Here is a 16,507-nt window from a genome sequence, read left to right on the forward strand (position 1 = left end):
CCCTCCGAGATCACCGTCAGTGAACCCGGCGTGAGCGGACCGCACCAGCGTCAGCGGTGTGACATGCCCGTTCGGACTGTCAACTTTGCCCGCCCGGTCCGGCGACGAGGCGTTTCGCCAGGCTCAGCGCGGCCTCGGTGCCCAGGTCTTCGCACACCGCCAGCGCCTCGCGGCGGTACTCCCCCGCCGCGGCGTCCTGCCTGCCGGCATCAGCCACCAGTGCCAGCTCCCCCAGCGCCTGAGCCCGCTGCCAGCGCGTGAGGACCGGGGTGAACACGTCCAGCGCCGCGCGCAGGCAGGCTTCGGCCATCCCGAGCCGGCCGGCCTCCCGCCACGCGGCGCCCTCCTGCACCGCGCATTCCGCCCCCGCCACGCGGAAACCGCCTTCGTCGAACAGGGTCCGCGCGGTGTGGAAGGCACCGGCACCGCCCGGCCAGTCCCCGGTCGCGGTCAGCGCCGTGCCGAGCAACTGGAACGTGAGCGCGCGGAAGAACCGGTAGGTGAACGAGTTGGCGTCATCGCGGTAGCGCTCGGTGTCGGCGAGCACCTCGCGGTGCACCAGCAGCGCCTCCCCCGGGCGCCCCACCGCGCACAGGACCTTCCCGAGCACGTTGCGGATCGAGCCCTGGCCCATCCAGAAGTCCATGTCGGCCAGCCCGACCGCCCGCTCGACGTGGTCCAGCGCCTCCTCGGGGCGGCCCAGCCGCAGCAGCACCGAGCCGAGGTAGGCCAGCGCCCAGGTCTGCTCGCGCCGGTCGCCGATCTCGGTGGCGATCTCGAGCGCCTCGCGGTGCGCGGCGCGACCGCCTTCGTTGTCGCCCAGGCAGTAGTAGCGCGCCCAGCCGAGGAAGTTGAGCAGCACGGCCTCGTCGCCGCGGCTGCCCAGCGCCCGCGCCGCGTCGACGCCGAGCGCGAACACCTCGTCCCACGGCAGCTGCTGGATGCGCCCGTCGGAGAACCAGTGCAGCGCCCTGGCCAGGTCCACCACCTGCCGGTACTTGCCGTGGTCGAGCGCCATCCGTTGCGCGGCACGCCAGTTCGCCGCCTCCGCGTCGAGCCAGGCCGAGGCCTGATCACGCGAGGCGAACCGGCTCGCCTCCACCGACTCCCGCAGCGCGTCCGGGAAGAACAGCCGTCCGGCCTCGATCCCGGTGTCCAGCAGGTGGTCCACCACCGCGCACACCGCGGCCGCCGACTCGGCCGCGTCCTCCTCGGCCGCCAGCCGCTCGCGGGCGAACAGGCGGATCAGGTCGTGGTAGGTGTAGCGGCCGGGAACCCCGCCCGCCTGCAGGAGGTTCGCGTCGACCAGTTCGTCGATGTGCGCCCGCACGTCGGGGACGGCCATGCCGGTGGCGACGGCCGCGAGCTCGGCACCGAAGTCCGGTCCGGGGATCACCGCGAGGCGGCGGAACACCAGCCGCGCGGCCGGGGACAGCCGCCGGTGGGACATCTCGAACGCCGACCGCACCCGCAGATCGCCCGCCGACAGGGCGGCCAGGCGCGTGCTCTCGTCCCGCAGCTGGTCGACGAGGTAGGCGATGCTCCAGTGCGGCCGCGTGGCCAGCCGGTTGCCCGCGATCCGCACCGCGAGCGGCAGGTTTCCGCACAGTTCGGCCAGTTCCGCGGCCGCCGACGGTTCCGCGTGCACCCGGTCCGGGCCCGCGATCGCGGCGACGAGCGCGGAGGCGTCCGCGGTCTCCAGCGGCCGCAACCACACCCAGCGGGCCGACTCCAGGCCGGCCAGCGCGCGGCGGCAGGTGATCAGGGTCAGGCAGCCGGTCGCCGCCGCCATCAGGGGACGGACCTGGGCCTCGTCGGCCGCGTTGTCGAGCAGGACCAGCACGCGGCGGCCGGCCAGCAGCGAGCGGAACAGCGCGGACTGCTCGGTCACCGTCGCCGGGATGTCCCCTGGCGGCACGTTCAGCCCGCGCAGCAGGATGTCCAGCGCCGCGCGGGGCGGGAGCGGCTGGTCGTCCATGCCCCGCAGGTCGACCGACAGGAAGCCGTCCGGGAACTCGCCGGCCAGCAGGTGCGCGGCCGTGCGCGCCAGCGCGGTCTTGCCCACGCCGGGGTGACCGACCAGCGAGACGACGACACCGCTCGGGGTGGTCGGCGCGTCGGCGGCCGCGCGCCGCAACACGTCCAGTTCGGGACCGCGGCCGACCAGGTCCGGCACGGCGGGCGGCGGTGGACCGGCGAACGTCGCGGACGGCTTCGGCTTGCGGCGGCGGCCGTCGCGGGCGGCGGCGAGGAAGTCGTCGCGCGCCGCACCGGCCAGCCCGAGGGCGTCGGCGAGCGCTTCGGTGGACCGGCGCTGGGCGGCGCGGGCCCGGCCGCGCTCCAGGTCGGACAGGGCGCGGACGCTGACCCCGGAGGCAGCCGCGAGATCGGCCTGGGTGAGGCGGGCGGCGCGGCGGTGACGTAGCACCAGCTCGCCGAAGGTCGGATCTTCCCCCGGCGACCCTACGTCCAGCGTCTCACTCACCGCGACCCATTAAACCGGCAGGAGTTGAACGCGGGAAACCTGCCGGTCCTTCCGCCTGGTTACCGGCGGGTCAGGTACGGTTGAGTGGTCCCATGGCGTTCAGCACCGCTTCGCGGGAACTCCCCGGCGCCCGGCCCGCCACCCGTCTGCACGCCGTTCCGGCCGCCGACCGGGCGGTCGTCCGGGTCGCGGTGCTGGCCGACGACGTGTTCCTGCGCGCCGGCCTGCTCAGTGAGATCCAGGGCAAACCGGGCATCCACGTCGTCGCCGGTTCGCCCGCGTCGGCCGATGTGGTGGTCGCGATCACCGAGTCAGCCACCGAGCTGCCCGCGCTGGTCGCCGACGCCCCGACGAACGCCCGGCTGGTGCTGATCACCGGCGCGCCGCGGCCGGCGGAACTGTGGACCGCGATCGAGCAGGGGCTGGTCGTCCTGATCCCGCGCGCGGAGCTCACGACGGCCCGGGTGCTCCGCGCCATCGCCGACGCGCACCAGGGTCACGGGCACCTCCCGGCCGAATTGCTGGGCCAGGTGCTGCACGGGCTGGCCCGCCTCCAACGCGACGTGCTCGCCCCGCGCGAGCTGATGCTGAACGGGTTGTCCCGCCGGGAAACCGAAGTACTGCGCCGGCTCGCGGACGGGCAGGACACGGCCGAGATCGCCGCCGAAATGTCCTATTCGGAGCGGACGGTCAAGAACATCCTGCACAACCTGACCAGCAGGCTCGGCTTGCGGAACCGCACGCACGCGGTTTCGTACGCGCTGCGCAACGGGTTGATCTGACCGCCGGCTGCGGCCGGGGACGGTGGCGCGGCGGTGGCGGTTGCGGGCGGCGGTGGCTGGACCAACACCGACACCGTGAACGGACCATTCAGATTGCGGGCGAGCCGCCGATAGTCCAATCGCGAGACCCGAACGAACCGTCCACCCACACCCGCGAGCACCAACGGACCAACCGTGCGGCCGCCGCCCCACCACTCAAGCACGCGCGGACACAACCCCCACCGGCACCGGCACCGGCAAACGCGAACATCCCCGCCCGCGAACCTAAACGCACCCGCGAACGCACCCACCCGCGCCCCCGCGAACCCGAACGCGACCACGTACCCCCAAGCCACGAAACCCAGCCAAGAAACGCAGCGGGCACACCGAGGCGAGGCGGCGCCTCGGCGTGCCCACCGAGCCCGGAGCGTGCGATGGTCGCCCCGGGAGTCGTGCGCCTCAGGCGACCGACGGCGCGCGCCAGGGATCCCCGGTGAAGTCGCGCAGCTCCTCGGCTTCCGGCGTGCCCATTTCGTCGAACAGGGTGTACGCCCGGCGCCAGTAGTCCTGCGCCAGACCGGCCCGGGCGGCGCACCGGTGCAGTTCCGCCAGCTCGTTCAACGCCCGCGCCTGCTGGTACCGCTCGCCACGGTTGATCGCCACCCGCAGGCCGGCCTCGGCCAGGTCGGCGGCCGTCAGCAGGTCCCCGATGTCGCGGTGCACGCCGCCGAAGTCGATCAGCACTTCGCTCTCCGTGGCGGGACCACTGACCGCCCGCACGATCCGCAGCGCCTCGTTCAGGTTCGCGAGCGCGTCGTCGAACCGGCCGGTCTCGCGATAGGTGTTGCCGAGCCGGTGCCGCGCGTAGGCGATCCGCGGCTCCAGCGCGTGCGCCTCGGCCAGTTCGACCGCCGCCTTGAGGTGCTCGACCGCCTCGCGGTGCCGGCCCAGCCGCCGCCACACGTCGCCGAGATCGGCCAGCGCTCCGCTTTCCCCGTCCGGATCACCGGTCCGCCGCGCCAGCACCAGCGCGTGCCGGTACTGGTCCACGGCGTCGTCGAGCCGTCCCAGAACCGCGAGCGTGGCACCGAGGTTCGCGGCGACAGCGCCGTCCAGCCGCGGCTCGCCCGCCGACCGGGCCGCGGCCGCCCGGAACAACCCCAGCGCCTCGGAGAACTCCCCCGCGCGGTGGCAGAGCACACCCAGCGCGCTGAGCGAACTCGCTTCCAGGTCGCGCTCGCCGTTGTCCCGGTGCAGTTCGATGGCGCGCCGGAAGTGCTCGCGCGCGTCGGCGGCGCGGCCGTGGTGCAGGTAGGCCGCCGCGAGATCGGAACGGGTGTGGGCCTCGCCGACCTTGTCGTGCGCCGCCGTCGCCGCCGCCAGCGCCGCTTCGTGGGTGTGCACCCAGTCGTGGTCGTGGCTGTAGCCGTAGAGGTACAGGTACGCGCGCAGGCACCGGGTCAGCTGCCAGGCGTGCGTCGGCCAGCCCTGCTCGGCGGCCAGGCCGACCGCGGCGATCAGGCACGGCCGCTCGGCCTCCAGCCAGCGCTTCGCCGCCTCGCGGTCGGCCAGCACCGGCCCGTGCACCGGCGCCGCGCCGGCCAGGTCGATCCCCTTGGCCGGGTAGATCAGGTACGTGGCGCGGGCCGCTGTGTGCAGGTAGAAGTCGAGGACGCGCGTGATCGCGGCGCGGCGCGCGGGCTCCGGCTCGCTGTCGCGGGCCAGCCCCCGCGCGTACTCGGCGAGCAGGTTGTGCAGCCGGTACCGGTCGCGCGTCACGACGGTGACCAGGTTCTCGTCCACGAGCCGGTCGAGCAGCCACCGCGCCCGCGCCGGGGTCAGCCCGGCCAGCGCGCCGACCGACTCGGGCGTGAAGTCCGCGCCGGGATGCAGGCCCAGCAACCGGAACAGGCGTCGCTCCTCGGTTTCCAGTGCCTGGTAGGACAATTCGAACACCGCCCGCAGGCGGCGGCTGCCCGCGGCCAGCTCGTCGAGGCGGTCGCCCGTCTCCGCGAGGCGCACCGCCAGGTCCGCGACTGTCCACGTGGGACGGGACTGCAGGCGGCGCGCCGCGAGCGCGACCGCCATCGGCAGCCACCCGCACAGTTCGACGACCCGGCGGGCGGCCTCCGGCTCGCTCTCCACGCGCTTCGCGCCGACGACCCGCACCAGTAGCTCACGCGCCTCGGCCGGGGTGAACACGTCCAGCGGCAGGGTGCGCGCCCCGTCCAGGGCGAGCGCGCGGCGGCTGGTGACGAGCACGAGGTTCGTCGGGCCGGCCGGCAGCAGCGGCAGGATCTGGTCCTCGCTGGCCGCGTTGTCCAGCAACACCAGCACATCCCGCCCGTAGACGCGGTCGCGGTAGAGCGACGCGCGTTCGTCGAGGCTCGGCGGGATCTGGTCGCCGGGCACCCCGAGCAGGCGCAGGAACGACGCGAGCACCGCGGCCGGGTCGGCGGGCGGCTGGTCGGAGTGCCCGCGCAGGTCGACGTAGAGCTGGCAGTCGCCGTAGCGGCCCTCGGCCAGCAGCTGGTGCGCGACGTGCACGGCGAGCCGGGTCTTGCCGACGCCCGCCATGCCCTCGATCAGCGCGATGCCGACCGCGGTCCCGCCGTCGATCGCGCGAAGCCCGTCGCGCAGGGTGGTCAGTTCGGCCTCGCGACCGCTGAAGTCGGCGGTGTCCAGCGGCAGCTGGCGGTGGGCGCTGACCGGGGCGAACTCCGGCCGCGCGACCTCCTGGCGCAGCACGCGCTGGTAGGCGGTGGCCAGTTCGGGGCCGGGGTCGGCGCCGAGCTCGGTCGCGAGGCGGCGGCGCAGGGTGTCGAACACGTCGAGCGCGGCGGCCTGCTGACCGCTGCCGGCCAGCGCGATCATCAGCCGCGCGTGGACCGCCTCGTGCAGCGGGTCGGCCTCGGCGACGCGCTGGAGCAGCGGGAGGACCTCCTGGTAGCGGCCGAGGTCGCTGGCGGCGCCGGCGTACTCGACGACCACCGCGCGGTACTCCCGCACCAGGGCGACGACGATCGGGTGCGACGCCAGCGCGCTCAGGCCTTCCAGCGGCTCGCCCCGCCACAGGCCGACGGCCTCGGCGAACAGCCCGCACGCCTCGGTCAGCTCACCCTCCTCGCGGACGTGGCGGGCACGCGCGACGAGACGGCGGAACACGAGCAGGTCGTGCTGCCCCTCCGCGACCTTCAGCTGGTAGCCACCGCGCGTGGACAGGATGGACCCGTTGTCCGGGTCGGCCTGCAAGCGGCGGCGCAGGCGGGAGACGCGGGACTGGAGGAGGTCGACCGTGCCGTGGTCGGGCTGGTCGCCCCAGATCGCCTCGACGAGCGCGTCCCGGCCGACCGGCGTGTTCGGGGACAACGCGAGCAGCGCGAGCAAGGTCCGCTGGGTTTCCGAGCCCGGGTCGACGGGGACGCCGTCGGCGAGCACGCGCAGCGGGCCGAGCACCTCGACGCGGAGACCGCCCCCGGTGGCCTGCTCACTGCCCGCCTCGCGCAGCAGCTCGCCCAGCTCCACACGGGACAGGGCGAGCACGTCGCCGAGCTTGCGCAAGGTGGACGCGCGCGGGCGGGTGACCCGGCCCTGCTCGACGTCACGCAGGCCGGCGACACTCAGCCCGGCCAGGTCGGCGACCTCGCGCTGGGTCAGGCCCGCGCGCCGGCGGAAGCCCTGGACCAGCGTCCCCAAGCGGCTCCGCGAACCGTCGCTCATCCGTCCACCGCCCCCGATCTCGTCGTTCACAGCTGGGACGTCACGATCCGCCCAGCCGTTCCCGCGTTACTCCGACAGAGTTACAAACTCCGCTTCGAAAACGCTTCGAACCGGCGGGACCGTCGCGTCGATCGGCGAAGCCGGCGCGCCCGCCCTCACGCCACGTGGCGGAACGCCTCCACCACCACATCAGCGCAGTGGCCGGGCGTGCCGTCATCGGCGCGGGTGATCACCTGGCCGGCCACGGTCAGTGGCGGGTCGAACGGGATGACCCGCACGCGCGTCGACGGCGCGTCCGCCAGCTGCTCGGCGGGCAGCACCGCCCAAGTGCCGGCATCCGCGCCGACCTCGACGACGGTCGCCTGGGTGCTCGCCGCCGGACGGCCCAGCCGCGGCCGCGCGCCCGCCTGGTCGAGCGCCGTGAGGACGGCGTCGTGCAGAGGCGGGTCGCAGCGGCGGGACGGCAAGCGCAGCACCGATCCGGCCAGGTCGCCGGGTGCCAGGGCCGCGCGGGACGCCAGCGGGTGCCGCACGGACACGACGGCGTGCAGTGGTTCGGTCCAGGCTTCCCGGACGCTCAGGCCGGCTCCGGCGACCCCGCCGCGGGCCAGCGCCAGGTCGATGTCCCCTCGCCGCAGGGCGCGCAACCGCGCGGCGACGGGCAGGTCGACCAGGACCACGTCGAACCACGTGCCCGCCACCCGCAGCGCCTCGACACCGCTTTCCAGGCGGCGGGTCAGGCCCGGCGCCGTACCGATGCGCACCGTGGTCACTCCCCCGGCGGCGATCCGCACCCGGTCCACCGACGCGAGCGTCTCCCGCGCCGCATCCAGCACGCGTTGCCCGGCGTCGGTCAGGCGCACGTGGCGCGGCGAGCGGTCCAGCAGCCGCACGCCGAGCTCCCGCTCCAGGCGCGCCACCTGCTGGCTGACCGCCGGCTGCGCGATGGCGAGCCGGTCCGCGGCCCGGCCGAAGTGCAGTTCTTCGGCGACCGTCACGAAGTACCGCAGGGCCCGCAGTTCCATTCCGCCTCCGATCAGCGACGATCAGCCGAGCTTATTACTGCGCGGGCGGACCGGGGCTGGTTCGGCGGCCATGATCGTGTTGAGCTCGGGGCATGCGCATCGGACTCCACCTCTCCAGCACCGGCCCCCTGGACGCCTTCCCCCGGGAAGCCGCCGCCGCACGTCACCTCGACAGCGCGTGGACCAACCAGCAACCCGGCGGATGGGACCCCCTGGCCCTCCTGCCCCACGTCGACGGCCCGCCCGAGCTCGGCACCGCGGTCGTGCCGACGTACCCGCGGCACCCGGTGGTGATGGCCACGGAGGCGTTGACCGTGCAGGCCCTCACCGGCGGCCGGCTGACGCTCGGCATCGGCCCGAGCCACGAGCACGCGATCACCGGATGGTGGGGCATCCCGTACACGAAACCCGCGAGCCACACACGGGAGTACCTGGAGGTGCTTCGCCCGCTGCTGCGGGGCGACCACGTCAAGTACTCCGGCGAGTTCTTCACCGTCGACCACCAGCTGGCCGTGACGGCGCCCCCGCCGCCGGTGCTGATCGCCGCGCTCGGGCCGCGCATGCTCGGGATCGCGCGGGATCTCGCCGACGGGACCATCGGGGTGTGGCTCCGGCCGGACACCGTCGAGAGTTACCTGGTCCCCCGGCTCGGGGAGAACCAGCGTGTCGCGGTGGTGGTGATGGTCGCCCTCACCGGCGACCCGGACGCTACCCGGGAACGGATCGCCCGCGACTTCGCGATCGTCGGCGAGCTGCCCGCCTACCGGGCCGTGCTCGACCGGGGTGGTCTGCGCGGCCCCGCGGACACCGTCGTGGCCGGCGACGAAGCCCAGGTCCTGCGGGAGCTGCGCCGCTTTCGCGACGCCGGGGTGACGGATCTGATCATCTCGCCGCTGACCGCGCGGGAGCGCCTGCTGGAGGTGGCGCTCGAGGCGCGGTGAGCGGTGGGCCGCGGCAGATCGCGGCCCGGTCAGCGCTGGGAGAGCACGCCGTCGAGTTTGGCGCGGATCCGGTCCGCGTCGGGCGAGCCCAGCTCTTCCAGCAACGCCACCGCCGCCTGCCAGGCCTGCCGCGCGGCCGGCAGGTCACCGCGCGCCTGGTGGGCGTCACCGAGGTGGTTGAGCGACCGGCCTTCGTAGTAGCGGCTTCCGTGCCTGCGGTACATGCTCACGGCCTTGTCGTAGCAGCGCACCGCCTCGTCGAGGTGTCCCAGCGACTGCCGCGCGTACCCCACGGTGTCCCACGCGTTCGCCTCGCCCAGCAGGTTCCCCAGCTCGGCCTGCCGCGCGATCGACTCCTGGCAGTACCCGAGCGCCTGCTCGTACCGCCCCAGCCGCGCGCAGCTCCACCCGACGTTGTTGAGCGCCAGCGCCTCCCCGAGCCGGTTCCGCGCGGCCTGGAACAACTCCAGGGCCCGCCGCGCGTGCCGGTACTCCTCGGTGTAGTCCCCGAGCCGGTCGCAAACCCAGGTCAGCCCCTGCCGCACGTCCGCCTGGTTGCCCAGGTCGCCCAGTTCCTCGAACAGCGCCAGGGCGCGTTCCAGCTGCGTGCGGGCCTCCTCGTCCCGCCCCAGCGCGGTGAAGATGACCGCCAGCCCGCGGTGGCTGTGCGCCAGCGCCACCGGATCGCCGAGCCGCTCCGCCGCCTCCAGCGCCGTCCGGTACGTCCGCGGCTCGCCGAGCCAGTGCCTGCCCTGCCGGACGAACGTGTGGCTCAGCGCGCACGCCAGCTGCCACGCCGCCACGTCGAACCCGGCCGCCGCGGCCCGGTCGATCGCCGCGACCAGCACCGGGTGCTCGGTGGCGAACCAGGCGGCGGCGTCGGCGGGCGGATCGACGGTGACACCGGCCGCGGGCGGGTCGAGCGCGATCCGGGTGCGCTGCGGGGCCAGCGCCGCCGCCCCGGCGTGCGCGGTGTGCACGTAGTGGTCGTACATGCGGCGCACCGCCGCGGTCCGCTCCGGCTCCGGGTCCTCCTCGTGCGTCAGCTCGATCGCGTACGCGCGCAGCAGGTCGTGGAATGCGTAACGGCCGGGCGCGCGCTCGGCGACCAGGTGCGCGCGGGTCAGCTCGCCCAGCAGCGGCCGCACCTGACGCACCCCGGTGCCCAGCAGGCTGGCCGCGGCCGCGGTGGTCACGTGCGGACCCGGGTGCAGGCCGAGGAACCGGAACAACCGGGCCGCGTCGTCGCTGATCGCGTGGTAGGACCAGGAGAACACGGCGCGCACGTCGGAGGCGTCGTCGCCACCTTCGAAGGCGTCCAGTCCCCCGCGCGCGGCGCACAGTTCCGCGGCCAGCTCGGCCAGCGTGAATCCCGGGTTCGTCGCCGCGCGCGCCGCCACGATCGCCAGCGCCAGCGGCAACCGCGCGCACAGGGTGTTGATCTGCGCGACCGCGTCCGGCTCGGCGGCCACCCGGTCCGCGCCGAGCCGCCGGGCAAGCAGTTCGCGGGCGTCGGTGTCGGACAGCAGATCCAGGCTCACCGGCGCGGCGCCCTCGACGGCGACCAGGCTCGCCAGCTGGTTCCGGCTCGTCACCAGCGTGAAACTGCCCGGCGCCCCGGGCAGCAGCGGCCGCACCTGGTCGGCGTCGCGCGCGTTGTCCAGCACGACGAGCACCCGCTTGTCGGCGATCAGGCTGCGGTAGAGGCTCACCTGCGCCTCGACGCTCACCGGGACCCGTTGCGCGGGAACGGCGAGCGCGTCGAGGAACCGCCGCACCGCCTCGGCCGGGCTCATCGCGCACGCGCCCGGATCGAAGCCACGCAGGTTGACGTAGAGCTGCCCGTCCGGGAAGTGCCCGCGCGCGCGGTGCGCCCAGTGGACGGCGAACGCGGACTTGCCCACGCCCGCACCGCCGCTGACGACCGCCACCGACACCGACGGACCCGCACCGCTGCCGTCCAACGGCAACAGGGCGTCCAGGCGCGCGAGGTCGCGGATCCGGCCGGCGAACTGCGGCACGTCGCCCGGCAGCTGCCGGGGCACGGGACTGGTCTCCTCGGGCTCGTCGCGCAGCAACCGCATCTGGGTCTCCCGCAGCAGCGGCCCCGGCTCGACGCCCAGTTCGTCGATGAGCCGCGACCGCACCGCGGTGTAGACCTCCAGCGCCTCGGGCGTGCGGCCGCACCGGTGCAGCGCCAGCATCAGCAGCGCCTGCAGGCGTTCCCGGAACGGGTTGTCCTCGGCCTCCTGCCGCAGCTCGCTGACCACCGACCGGTGCCGTCCCGCGGCGAGCTCGGCGTCGAAGTAGTCCTCCAGCGCGCTCAGGCGTTTCTCCGCCAGCGCGGGACCTTCGCGGTCGAGCAGGGACTGGGTGACGCCGCCCAGCGCGGGACCGTGCCACAGGTCCAGCGCGGCGCGCAGGCGCCCGGCCGCGTCACCGACCCGGCCGGCGTCGAGGTCGGACCGGGCCCGCGCCACGGCGTCGTCGAACTCGTGCAGGTCCAGCTCGCCCGGCCCGACGTCGATCACGTACCCCGGTGCGCGCCGCGTGATCACCGGTCCGCCGATCAGCTTGCGCAGCTCGGAGACGTACACCTGCACCTGACCGCGCACCGTCGCGGGCGGCGCGGCACCCCAGACCAGGGAGAACAGGTGCTCGTCCGGCACGACGCGCCCGGCGTTGAGCAGGAGCGCCGCGAGCACCGAACGCTGCTTGGGCCCGCCCAGCCGCACCGTCCCCTCCGGACCCGACACCTCGATCGGGCCCAGCAGCCGGTACCGCACCGGGCGGGACGGGGTCTCGGGCACAGCTCGTCATCACCTTTCCGCGTGCGGGCCAACGCCCGGTCATGGCTGAAAACAACCAGAAAGCCGGCCGGACGCGCTAGGAAGTCCCTCCATCGGAGGACAGGTCCTCCGCGATCAGGTCGACCATCTCGAGCACCGCGGGGCCGGTCAGGACCACCTCGGTGGCCGCCCCCGGGTTGAAGCAGAGGACGTGCCGTTCGTCCGGCCAGCGGATGAACAGGTTGAACATCAGGTCGGTGGTGTGGTGGTGGTCCGTGCCCGCGACCTCTTCGAGCATCGCCACCGACGAGAACGCGGTGATCACCGGGATCTCGTCGGTGCCGGCCAGGCGCCACGGCAGCGGCGGGATCCCCGGCCGGTCGGTGACCGGCACCGGTGCCGTCGTCGGCACCACCACCTCACCGGTCACCAATGCCTCCAGGAATGCCTTGTCGTCACCGCTTGCGACGGCCGCCGCGAGTGCGTCCTCCAAGGCGTTGGACGGCGGCAGGTCGGTGCGCGGTTCCCGCTCCCCGGCGAAATCGTCGAGCACGAGCAGCCGGACCACCGTGCGCAGCTCGTCATCGACCACCCCCTGGAACTCGGCGGCGGGCACGGTGCTCAGCCCACCCCCGGCCAGCTCGCTGATCGCCGGGACCGGCAGGTCCGCGCCGATCGGCAGACCCGGATCGATGAGCAGCCGGTCGGCGTCCAGGTCGGCGAACGCGGCCTGGTGGTGGCCACGGGCGTAGGGACCGAGGAAGCGGCCGAGTGCCGCGGCGGAGGTGAACACGATCAGGTCCCGCTCGCCCAACCCGAGTTGACGCGTCAACTCCTCACGTTCGGGCGTCCCCGGCTCGGGCAGGACCGGGACGTAGAAGGACCCGTCCAGCACCAGCCGCGCGTACCGCCGCGGGTCGCCGTCGTCGATCGCCGCCTGCAGTGCGTGCTCCAAGTCATTGCCCGGCTGCCAGGAAGGTTCCACGCGTCCTTGCCTCTCTGGGGTACCTTTCGTCCTGCAGACCCTAGTCGTCCGAACCACGGAAGCCATGCCACGCACCCTCTTCGTCGCCCCCGACCAGCGCGGCGCCCTGCCCACCATCCGCGACGCGCTCGAAGCCGCCGACGAGGGCGCGGTCATCTCGATCGCCCCGGGTGACTATCCCGAGCCGATCACGATCACACGCCAGCACGTGACGCTCTCCGCCCGCGAGGCCGGCAGCGTCACGATCAGCTCACCGTTCCCCGACCAGCCGGTCGTGTCCGTCACCGACGCCCGCGTCGAGCTGATCGGGCTGAAACTCACCGGCGAGGAGCACGCGGCGATCCGGGTGCGCGGCGGCCAGGTGAAGATCGTCGACTGCACCGCCACCGCGCGGTTCGCGCCGGGGATCGACGTCGCCGGCGCCGACCGCGTCGAGGTGCGCAACACGCAGGTCACCGGCGCGCAGTACGGGATCGTCGTCGAGGAGTCCGACGGCATGATCGACCGGTGCGAGATCCGCGAGATCGCCGACGACGGCGTGATCATCCGGCTCGGCTCGCGCGTCAAGGTGCAGCACAGCACCATCGCCGGATGCGGCTTCCGCGGCGTGTACATGTACCAGGCGGGCGATTCCGCGCTGGACCGGTGCGACATCTCGCAGACCGGCGACGCCGGGGTCGCGGTGGCGGACCAGAGTTCGCCCACGATCAGCACCTGCTGGGTGCACGACACGCAGGGCGTGGGGATCAGCGTGGGCCGCGGCTGCGGCGGCCTGATCGAGGACTGCCGCGTCGAGAACACCGCCGTCCCGGGCATCCACCTCGCCGACGGCGCGCGCGCCGAAGTCCGGGAGGGCGACCCGTCCCGCGGCAGGGTCCCGGTCGGTGCGGTCGCGACCACCGGCAACCACCAGGACCTGGAGACCGTCGACAAACTGCTCGGCGAGCTGGACCGCATGATCGGCCTGGGCAGCGTCAAGGCCGAGGTGCGCGGGCTGATCGACGAGATCCAGGTCAACGAGTGGCGCCGCAGCGAGGGCCTGTCCGTCGGCACGGTCAGCAACCACCTGGTGTTCGCCGGCGCGCCCGGCACCGGCAAGACGACGGTCGCGCGCATCTACGGGCAGCTGCTGAAGGCGCTGGGCATCCTGCCGAACGGCCGGTTCAAGGAAGTGTCCCGACGGGACCTGGTCGGCCAGTACATCGGTCACACCGCGGAAAAGGCGGCGTCGGCGTTCGAGGAAGCCCGTGGCGGCGTGCTGTTCATCGACGAGGCGTACACGCTGTCCCGGTCCAGCGGCAGCGGCGCCGACTTCGGCCAGGAGGCCATCGACACGCTGGTGAAGCTGATGGAGGATCACCGCGACGAGGTCGCGGTCATCGTCGCCGGCTACACCGACGAGATGGACAAGTTCCTCGACGCCAACCCGGGTCTGGCGTCGCGGTTCGGCAAGACGCTGGAGTTCGAGAACTACAGCCCCGAGGAACTGGTGTCGATCAGCCTGCACATGGCCCGCAGCGACGACTACCTGCTCGGCGAGGACCTGGACATCGCGCTGCTGGAGTGGTTCACGCAGATGGAGCGCGACCAGAACTTCGGCAACGCGCGTGAGGCGCGCAAGCTGCTGGAGCGCATGCGCAAGGCCCAGTCCACCCGGCTGCGGTCGCTGGGGCACCGGCCCTCGCGGGACGACCTGCGCACCCTCACGCTGGACGACCTGCTCGCCGCCGTGCGCGGCACCGGGTAGCGAACCGGGCGTGCGCGCAGAAAGGCTGCGCAGTGGCGGCTTTCACGTCGCGCAGGATCTCGGTGCTGGCCAGGCGGGTTTGGTCGGCCCGGCTTCCGGCACGGCCCGGAACCTTGGCGCACCACCATCGGGGATGCGGCCGAGTTTTTTGATGTAGACCTTCACCCCAGCTCGCCGAGATGGTTCCCGGCCACCACCGGCACGCCATGACGGCGCAACGTCGCGTTCATCCCTGCCGCGCCGTGAACGCGGTAGCGCTCAGCCCAGCGAGTCGCGCGCGGGTGCGAGCCCTGGAACCGTTCCGCTGACGTTCCCGAAGGAAGCAGCTGGAGCGCCAGGCCGAACGTCTTCGCCGGCTGGGCGAGCTTGTCCGAAGAGGACGAATCGCGGACCCGGGCGGTGCTGAGCGCGGCCACGGAGAACTCCTCGACCAGGCCCGTTCCGGATCGGTTCCGGCGAGCGCCGCCAGCGCGGTGCCCGCCCGGCCCGCCACGTCGTAGCGCGGGGTGCGCGGCGTCCAGGTACGGGCCGGTCCGGCTCTTGATCTCCGCGGCCACCTCCCGGGCCGCGCGCGCCGCGGCGAGGAACAGCACCCGGTCGATGTCCCACAGCTCCCGGTAGGACGGTTCGTCCGCGGCCCGCCACGACCCGCGGCAGCACCGGAACCGCTTGCGTGATGCCGAGGATGCCGCACGCGGCGGCCAGCGCCCGCAGCGGCGGGGAAATGCTGTCCCGCACCGGGAGTTCGATCGTGCCGAGCAGCCGGACCGCTCACGGCGCGCCACCAGGTCCGCGTGGGCGGGGTACGCCTCGCCCAGCGCCTCGATCGCTCGGCCTGCGGATCGGTGCACTCGGTCGTCCGCCAAGACGGCGGCGAGCGCCTCCCTCGCCCCGGTCAGCCGCACCAGGGCGCGAGTCGCCGCCACCCGCGCCGCCGGTTCGCCGTCGCGGGCGCCCTCCCGCGACCGGTCGCGGCCGGCGGCCGGCGGTCATCTTCGCCGCGCAGGTCCAGCTCGGCCGGGTCGGCGAGGATCCGCGCCGGCCGGGTGTTCCGCGCGCCGATGTCAGGCTCCCGCCGCGATGCCGTCGCCGCCCTCGCCGGTGGCGGGCCGCCCGGTGGCCGCGGCCTCAGCGATCGCCGTGACCAGTTCCGGCACGCTGCTGCCCGGCAGGGTCAGCTCCATGCTGGTGCCCGGGTTGAAGCACAGCACGTGATCCTCGCCCGGCCAGTTCAGTAGAACGTCCAGAAAGGACACGGTGACGCGAGGACCGCCGCCCGGGGCGACGGTATCGGCCACCCGCTCGGAACTGAACAGCGGCACCACCGGGACCTCGTCATCACCGAGGATCCGCCACGGGAAGTCGCCGTCCTCGATCCGCGACGGGTCGTCGACCGGTTCGGCGAGCGGCAGCACCACGTCCGAGCCGATCAGGGCGAGCAGGAACGTGTCGAAGTCCAGTTCGGACACCGCGTCGCGCAGCCGCTCCTCCAGCTCGTTGGCCGGCTGCAGCGCCGCGGCGGCGTCGGCGTCACCGCCCAGCTCGGCCAGCGCCAGCCGGCGCACCTCGGCCAGCACCTCGTCGACCATCGCGTCCTGGACGTCCGCGACCGGGACGAGCTCCTGACGGCCCTCGGCCAGGTCGTCGACCTCGCCGAGCACCAGGTAGACGCCGATCGGCACACCCGGGTTCACCACGAGCTGCGCGTCGTCGGGGTGGATCTCCCGCAGCGCGGCGACACCGGTCTCCCGCCAGCCGTCGACCACCCCGCCGAGCGCCCAGTCCAGCGACTCCTCCGAGGTGAACACCACCACGTGGTTGCCCTCGGGCATGGGCAGGCTCTGCGGCCACGGGTCGCCGGGCTCCGGCGCGTACGGCACGTACAGCACCGCGTCGCTCAGCAACTGGGCGTAGCGCCGGCTGTCGCCCTCCTGCAGCGCGGCCAGCATGCCGGTCTCGACCTCGTTGGCCGGGCGCCACTCAAAGTCCACTCCAGACACTTCCTTCTGCTCGTCGCTCCGCGGTACGCGTCGGGTCCCACGGTAGCCCGGGTG

10 protein-coding genes are annotated in these 16,507 nt (G+C 73.8%); 3 read left to right on the forward strand and 7 right to left on the reverse strand.

Translation table 11 applies throughout. The annotated features are described in order from the left end of the window. Positions 1 to 79: 79 nt before the first annotated feature. Entirely contained in the window at positions 80 to 2,485 is a 2,406-nt protein-coding gene (locus FB470_RS00610) for an ATP-binding protein (RefSeq protein ID WP_306987831.1), read from the reverse strand. A gap of 92 nt (positions 2,486 to 2,577) precedes the next feature. On the opposite strand from FB470_RS00610, the gene FB470_RS00615 reads away from it, so the two are divergent. After that, positions 2,578 to 3,267 (forward strand): helix-turn-helix transcriptional regulator, encoded by a 690-nt coding sequence (locus FB470_RS00615; protein WP_306987832.1) that lies wholly within the window; start codon positions 2,578 to 2,580, stop codon positions 3,265 to 3,267. 438 nt (positions 3,268 to 3,705) lie between these two features. Here FB470_RS00615 and FB470_RS00620 read toward each other — a convergent pair whose 3' ends face one another. Together FB470_RS00620 and FB470_RS00625 are read right to left on the reverse strand one after the other, a co-directional pair. After that, positions 3,706 to 6,966 carry a BTAD domain-containing putative transcriptional regulator gene (locus tag FB470_RS00620; RefSeq protein ID WP_306987833.1) on the reverse strand — a complete coding sequence of 1,087 codons (3,261 nt, stop codon included), beginning with the start codon at positions 6,964 to 6,966 and terminating at the stop codon, positions 3,706 to 3,708. 155 nt (positions 6,967 to 7,121) lie between these two features. After that, positions 7,122 to 7,991 carry a LysR family transcriptional regulator gene (locus FB470_RS00625; RefSeq protein WP_306987834.1) on the reverse strand — a complete coding sequence of 290 codons (870 nt, stop codon included), beginning with the start codon at positions 7,989 to 7,991 and terminating at the stop codon, positions 7,122 to 7,124. 92 nt (positions 7,992 to 8,083) lie between these two features. Here FB470_RS00625 and FB470_RS00630 point away from each other — a divergent pair, with 92 nt between their 5' ends. Then, the gene (locus FB470_RS00630; RefSeq protein ID WP_306987836.1) at positions 8,084 to 8,932 is read left to right on the forward strand and encodes a TIGR03564 family F420-dependent LLM class oxidoreductase; all 849 of its coding nucleotides are present in this window, start codon (positions 8,084 to 8,086) and stop codon (positions 8,930 to 8,932) included. Between the two features lie 29 nt (positions 8,933 to 8,961). Here FB470_RS00630 and FB470_RS00635 read toward each other — a convergent pair whose 3' ends face one another. Both FB470_RS00635 and FB470_RS00640 read right to left on the reverse strand, forming a co-directional pair. Continuing rightward, on the reverse strand, positions 8,962 to 11,742 hold the full coding sequence (locus FB470_RS00635; protein ID WP_306987838.1) for an AfsR/SARP family transcriptional regulator: 2,781 nt from the start codon (positions 11,740 to 11,742) through the stop codon (positions 8,962 to 8,964). A 76-nt stretch (positions 11,743 to 11,818) separates the two neighbouring features. Further along, a complete protein-coding gene (locus FB470_RS00640; RefSeq protein WP_306987840.1) occupies positions 11,819 to 12,706 on the reverse strand; it encodes an SseB family protein in 888 nt (295 codons plus the stop codon). A gap of 64 nt (positions 12,707 to 12,770) precedes the next feature. On the opposite strand from FB470_RS00640, the gene FB470_RS00645 reads away from it, so the two are divergent. Further along, on the forward strand, positions 12,771 to 14,453 hold the full coding sequence (locus FB470_RS00645) for a right-handed parallel beta-helix repeat-containing protein (RefSeq protein ID WP_306987842.1): 1,683 nt from the start codon (positions 12,771 to 12,773) through the stop codon (positions 14,451 to 14,453). A 161-nt stretch (positions 14,454 to 14,614) separates the two neighbouring features. Here FB470_RS00645 and FB470_RS00650 read toward each other — a convergent pair whose 3' ends face one another. Continuing rightward, entirely contained in the window at positions 14,615 to 15,304 is a 690-nt protein-coding gene (locus FB470_RS00650; protein ID WP_306987844.1) for a hypothetical protein, read from the reverse strand. Positions 15,305 to 15,517: 213 nt separating this feature from the next. Next, complete coding sequence (locus tag FB470_RS00655; protein WP_306987845.1) at positions 15,518 to 16,444, reverse strand: SseB family protein; 927 nt, start codon at positions 16,442 to 16,444, stop codon at positions 15,518 to 15,520. Positions 16,445 to 16,507 lie beyond the last annotated feature (63 nt).

Source organism: Amycolatopsis thermophila, from assembly GCF_030814215.1.
GTDB classification, from domain to species: Bacteria; Actinomycetota; Actinomycetes; order Mycobacteriales; family Pseudonocardiaceae; genus Amycolatopsis_E; species Amycolatopsis_E thermophila.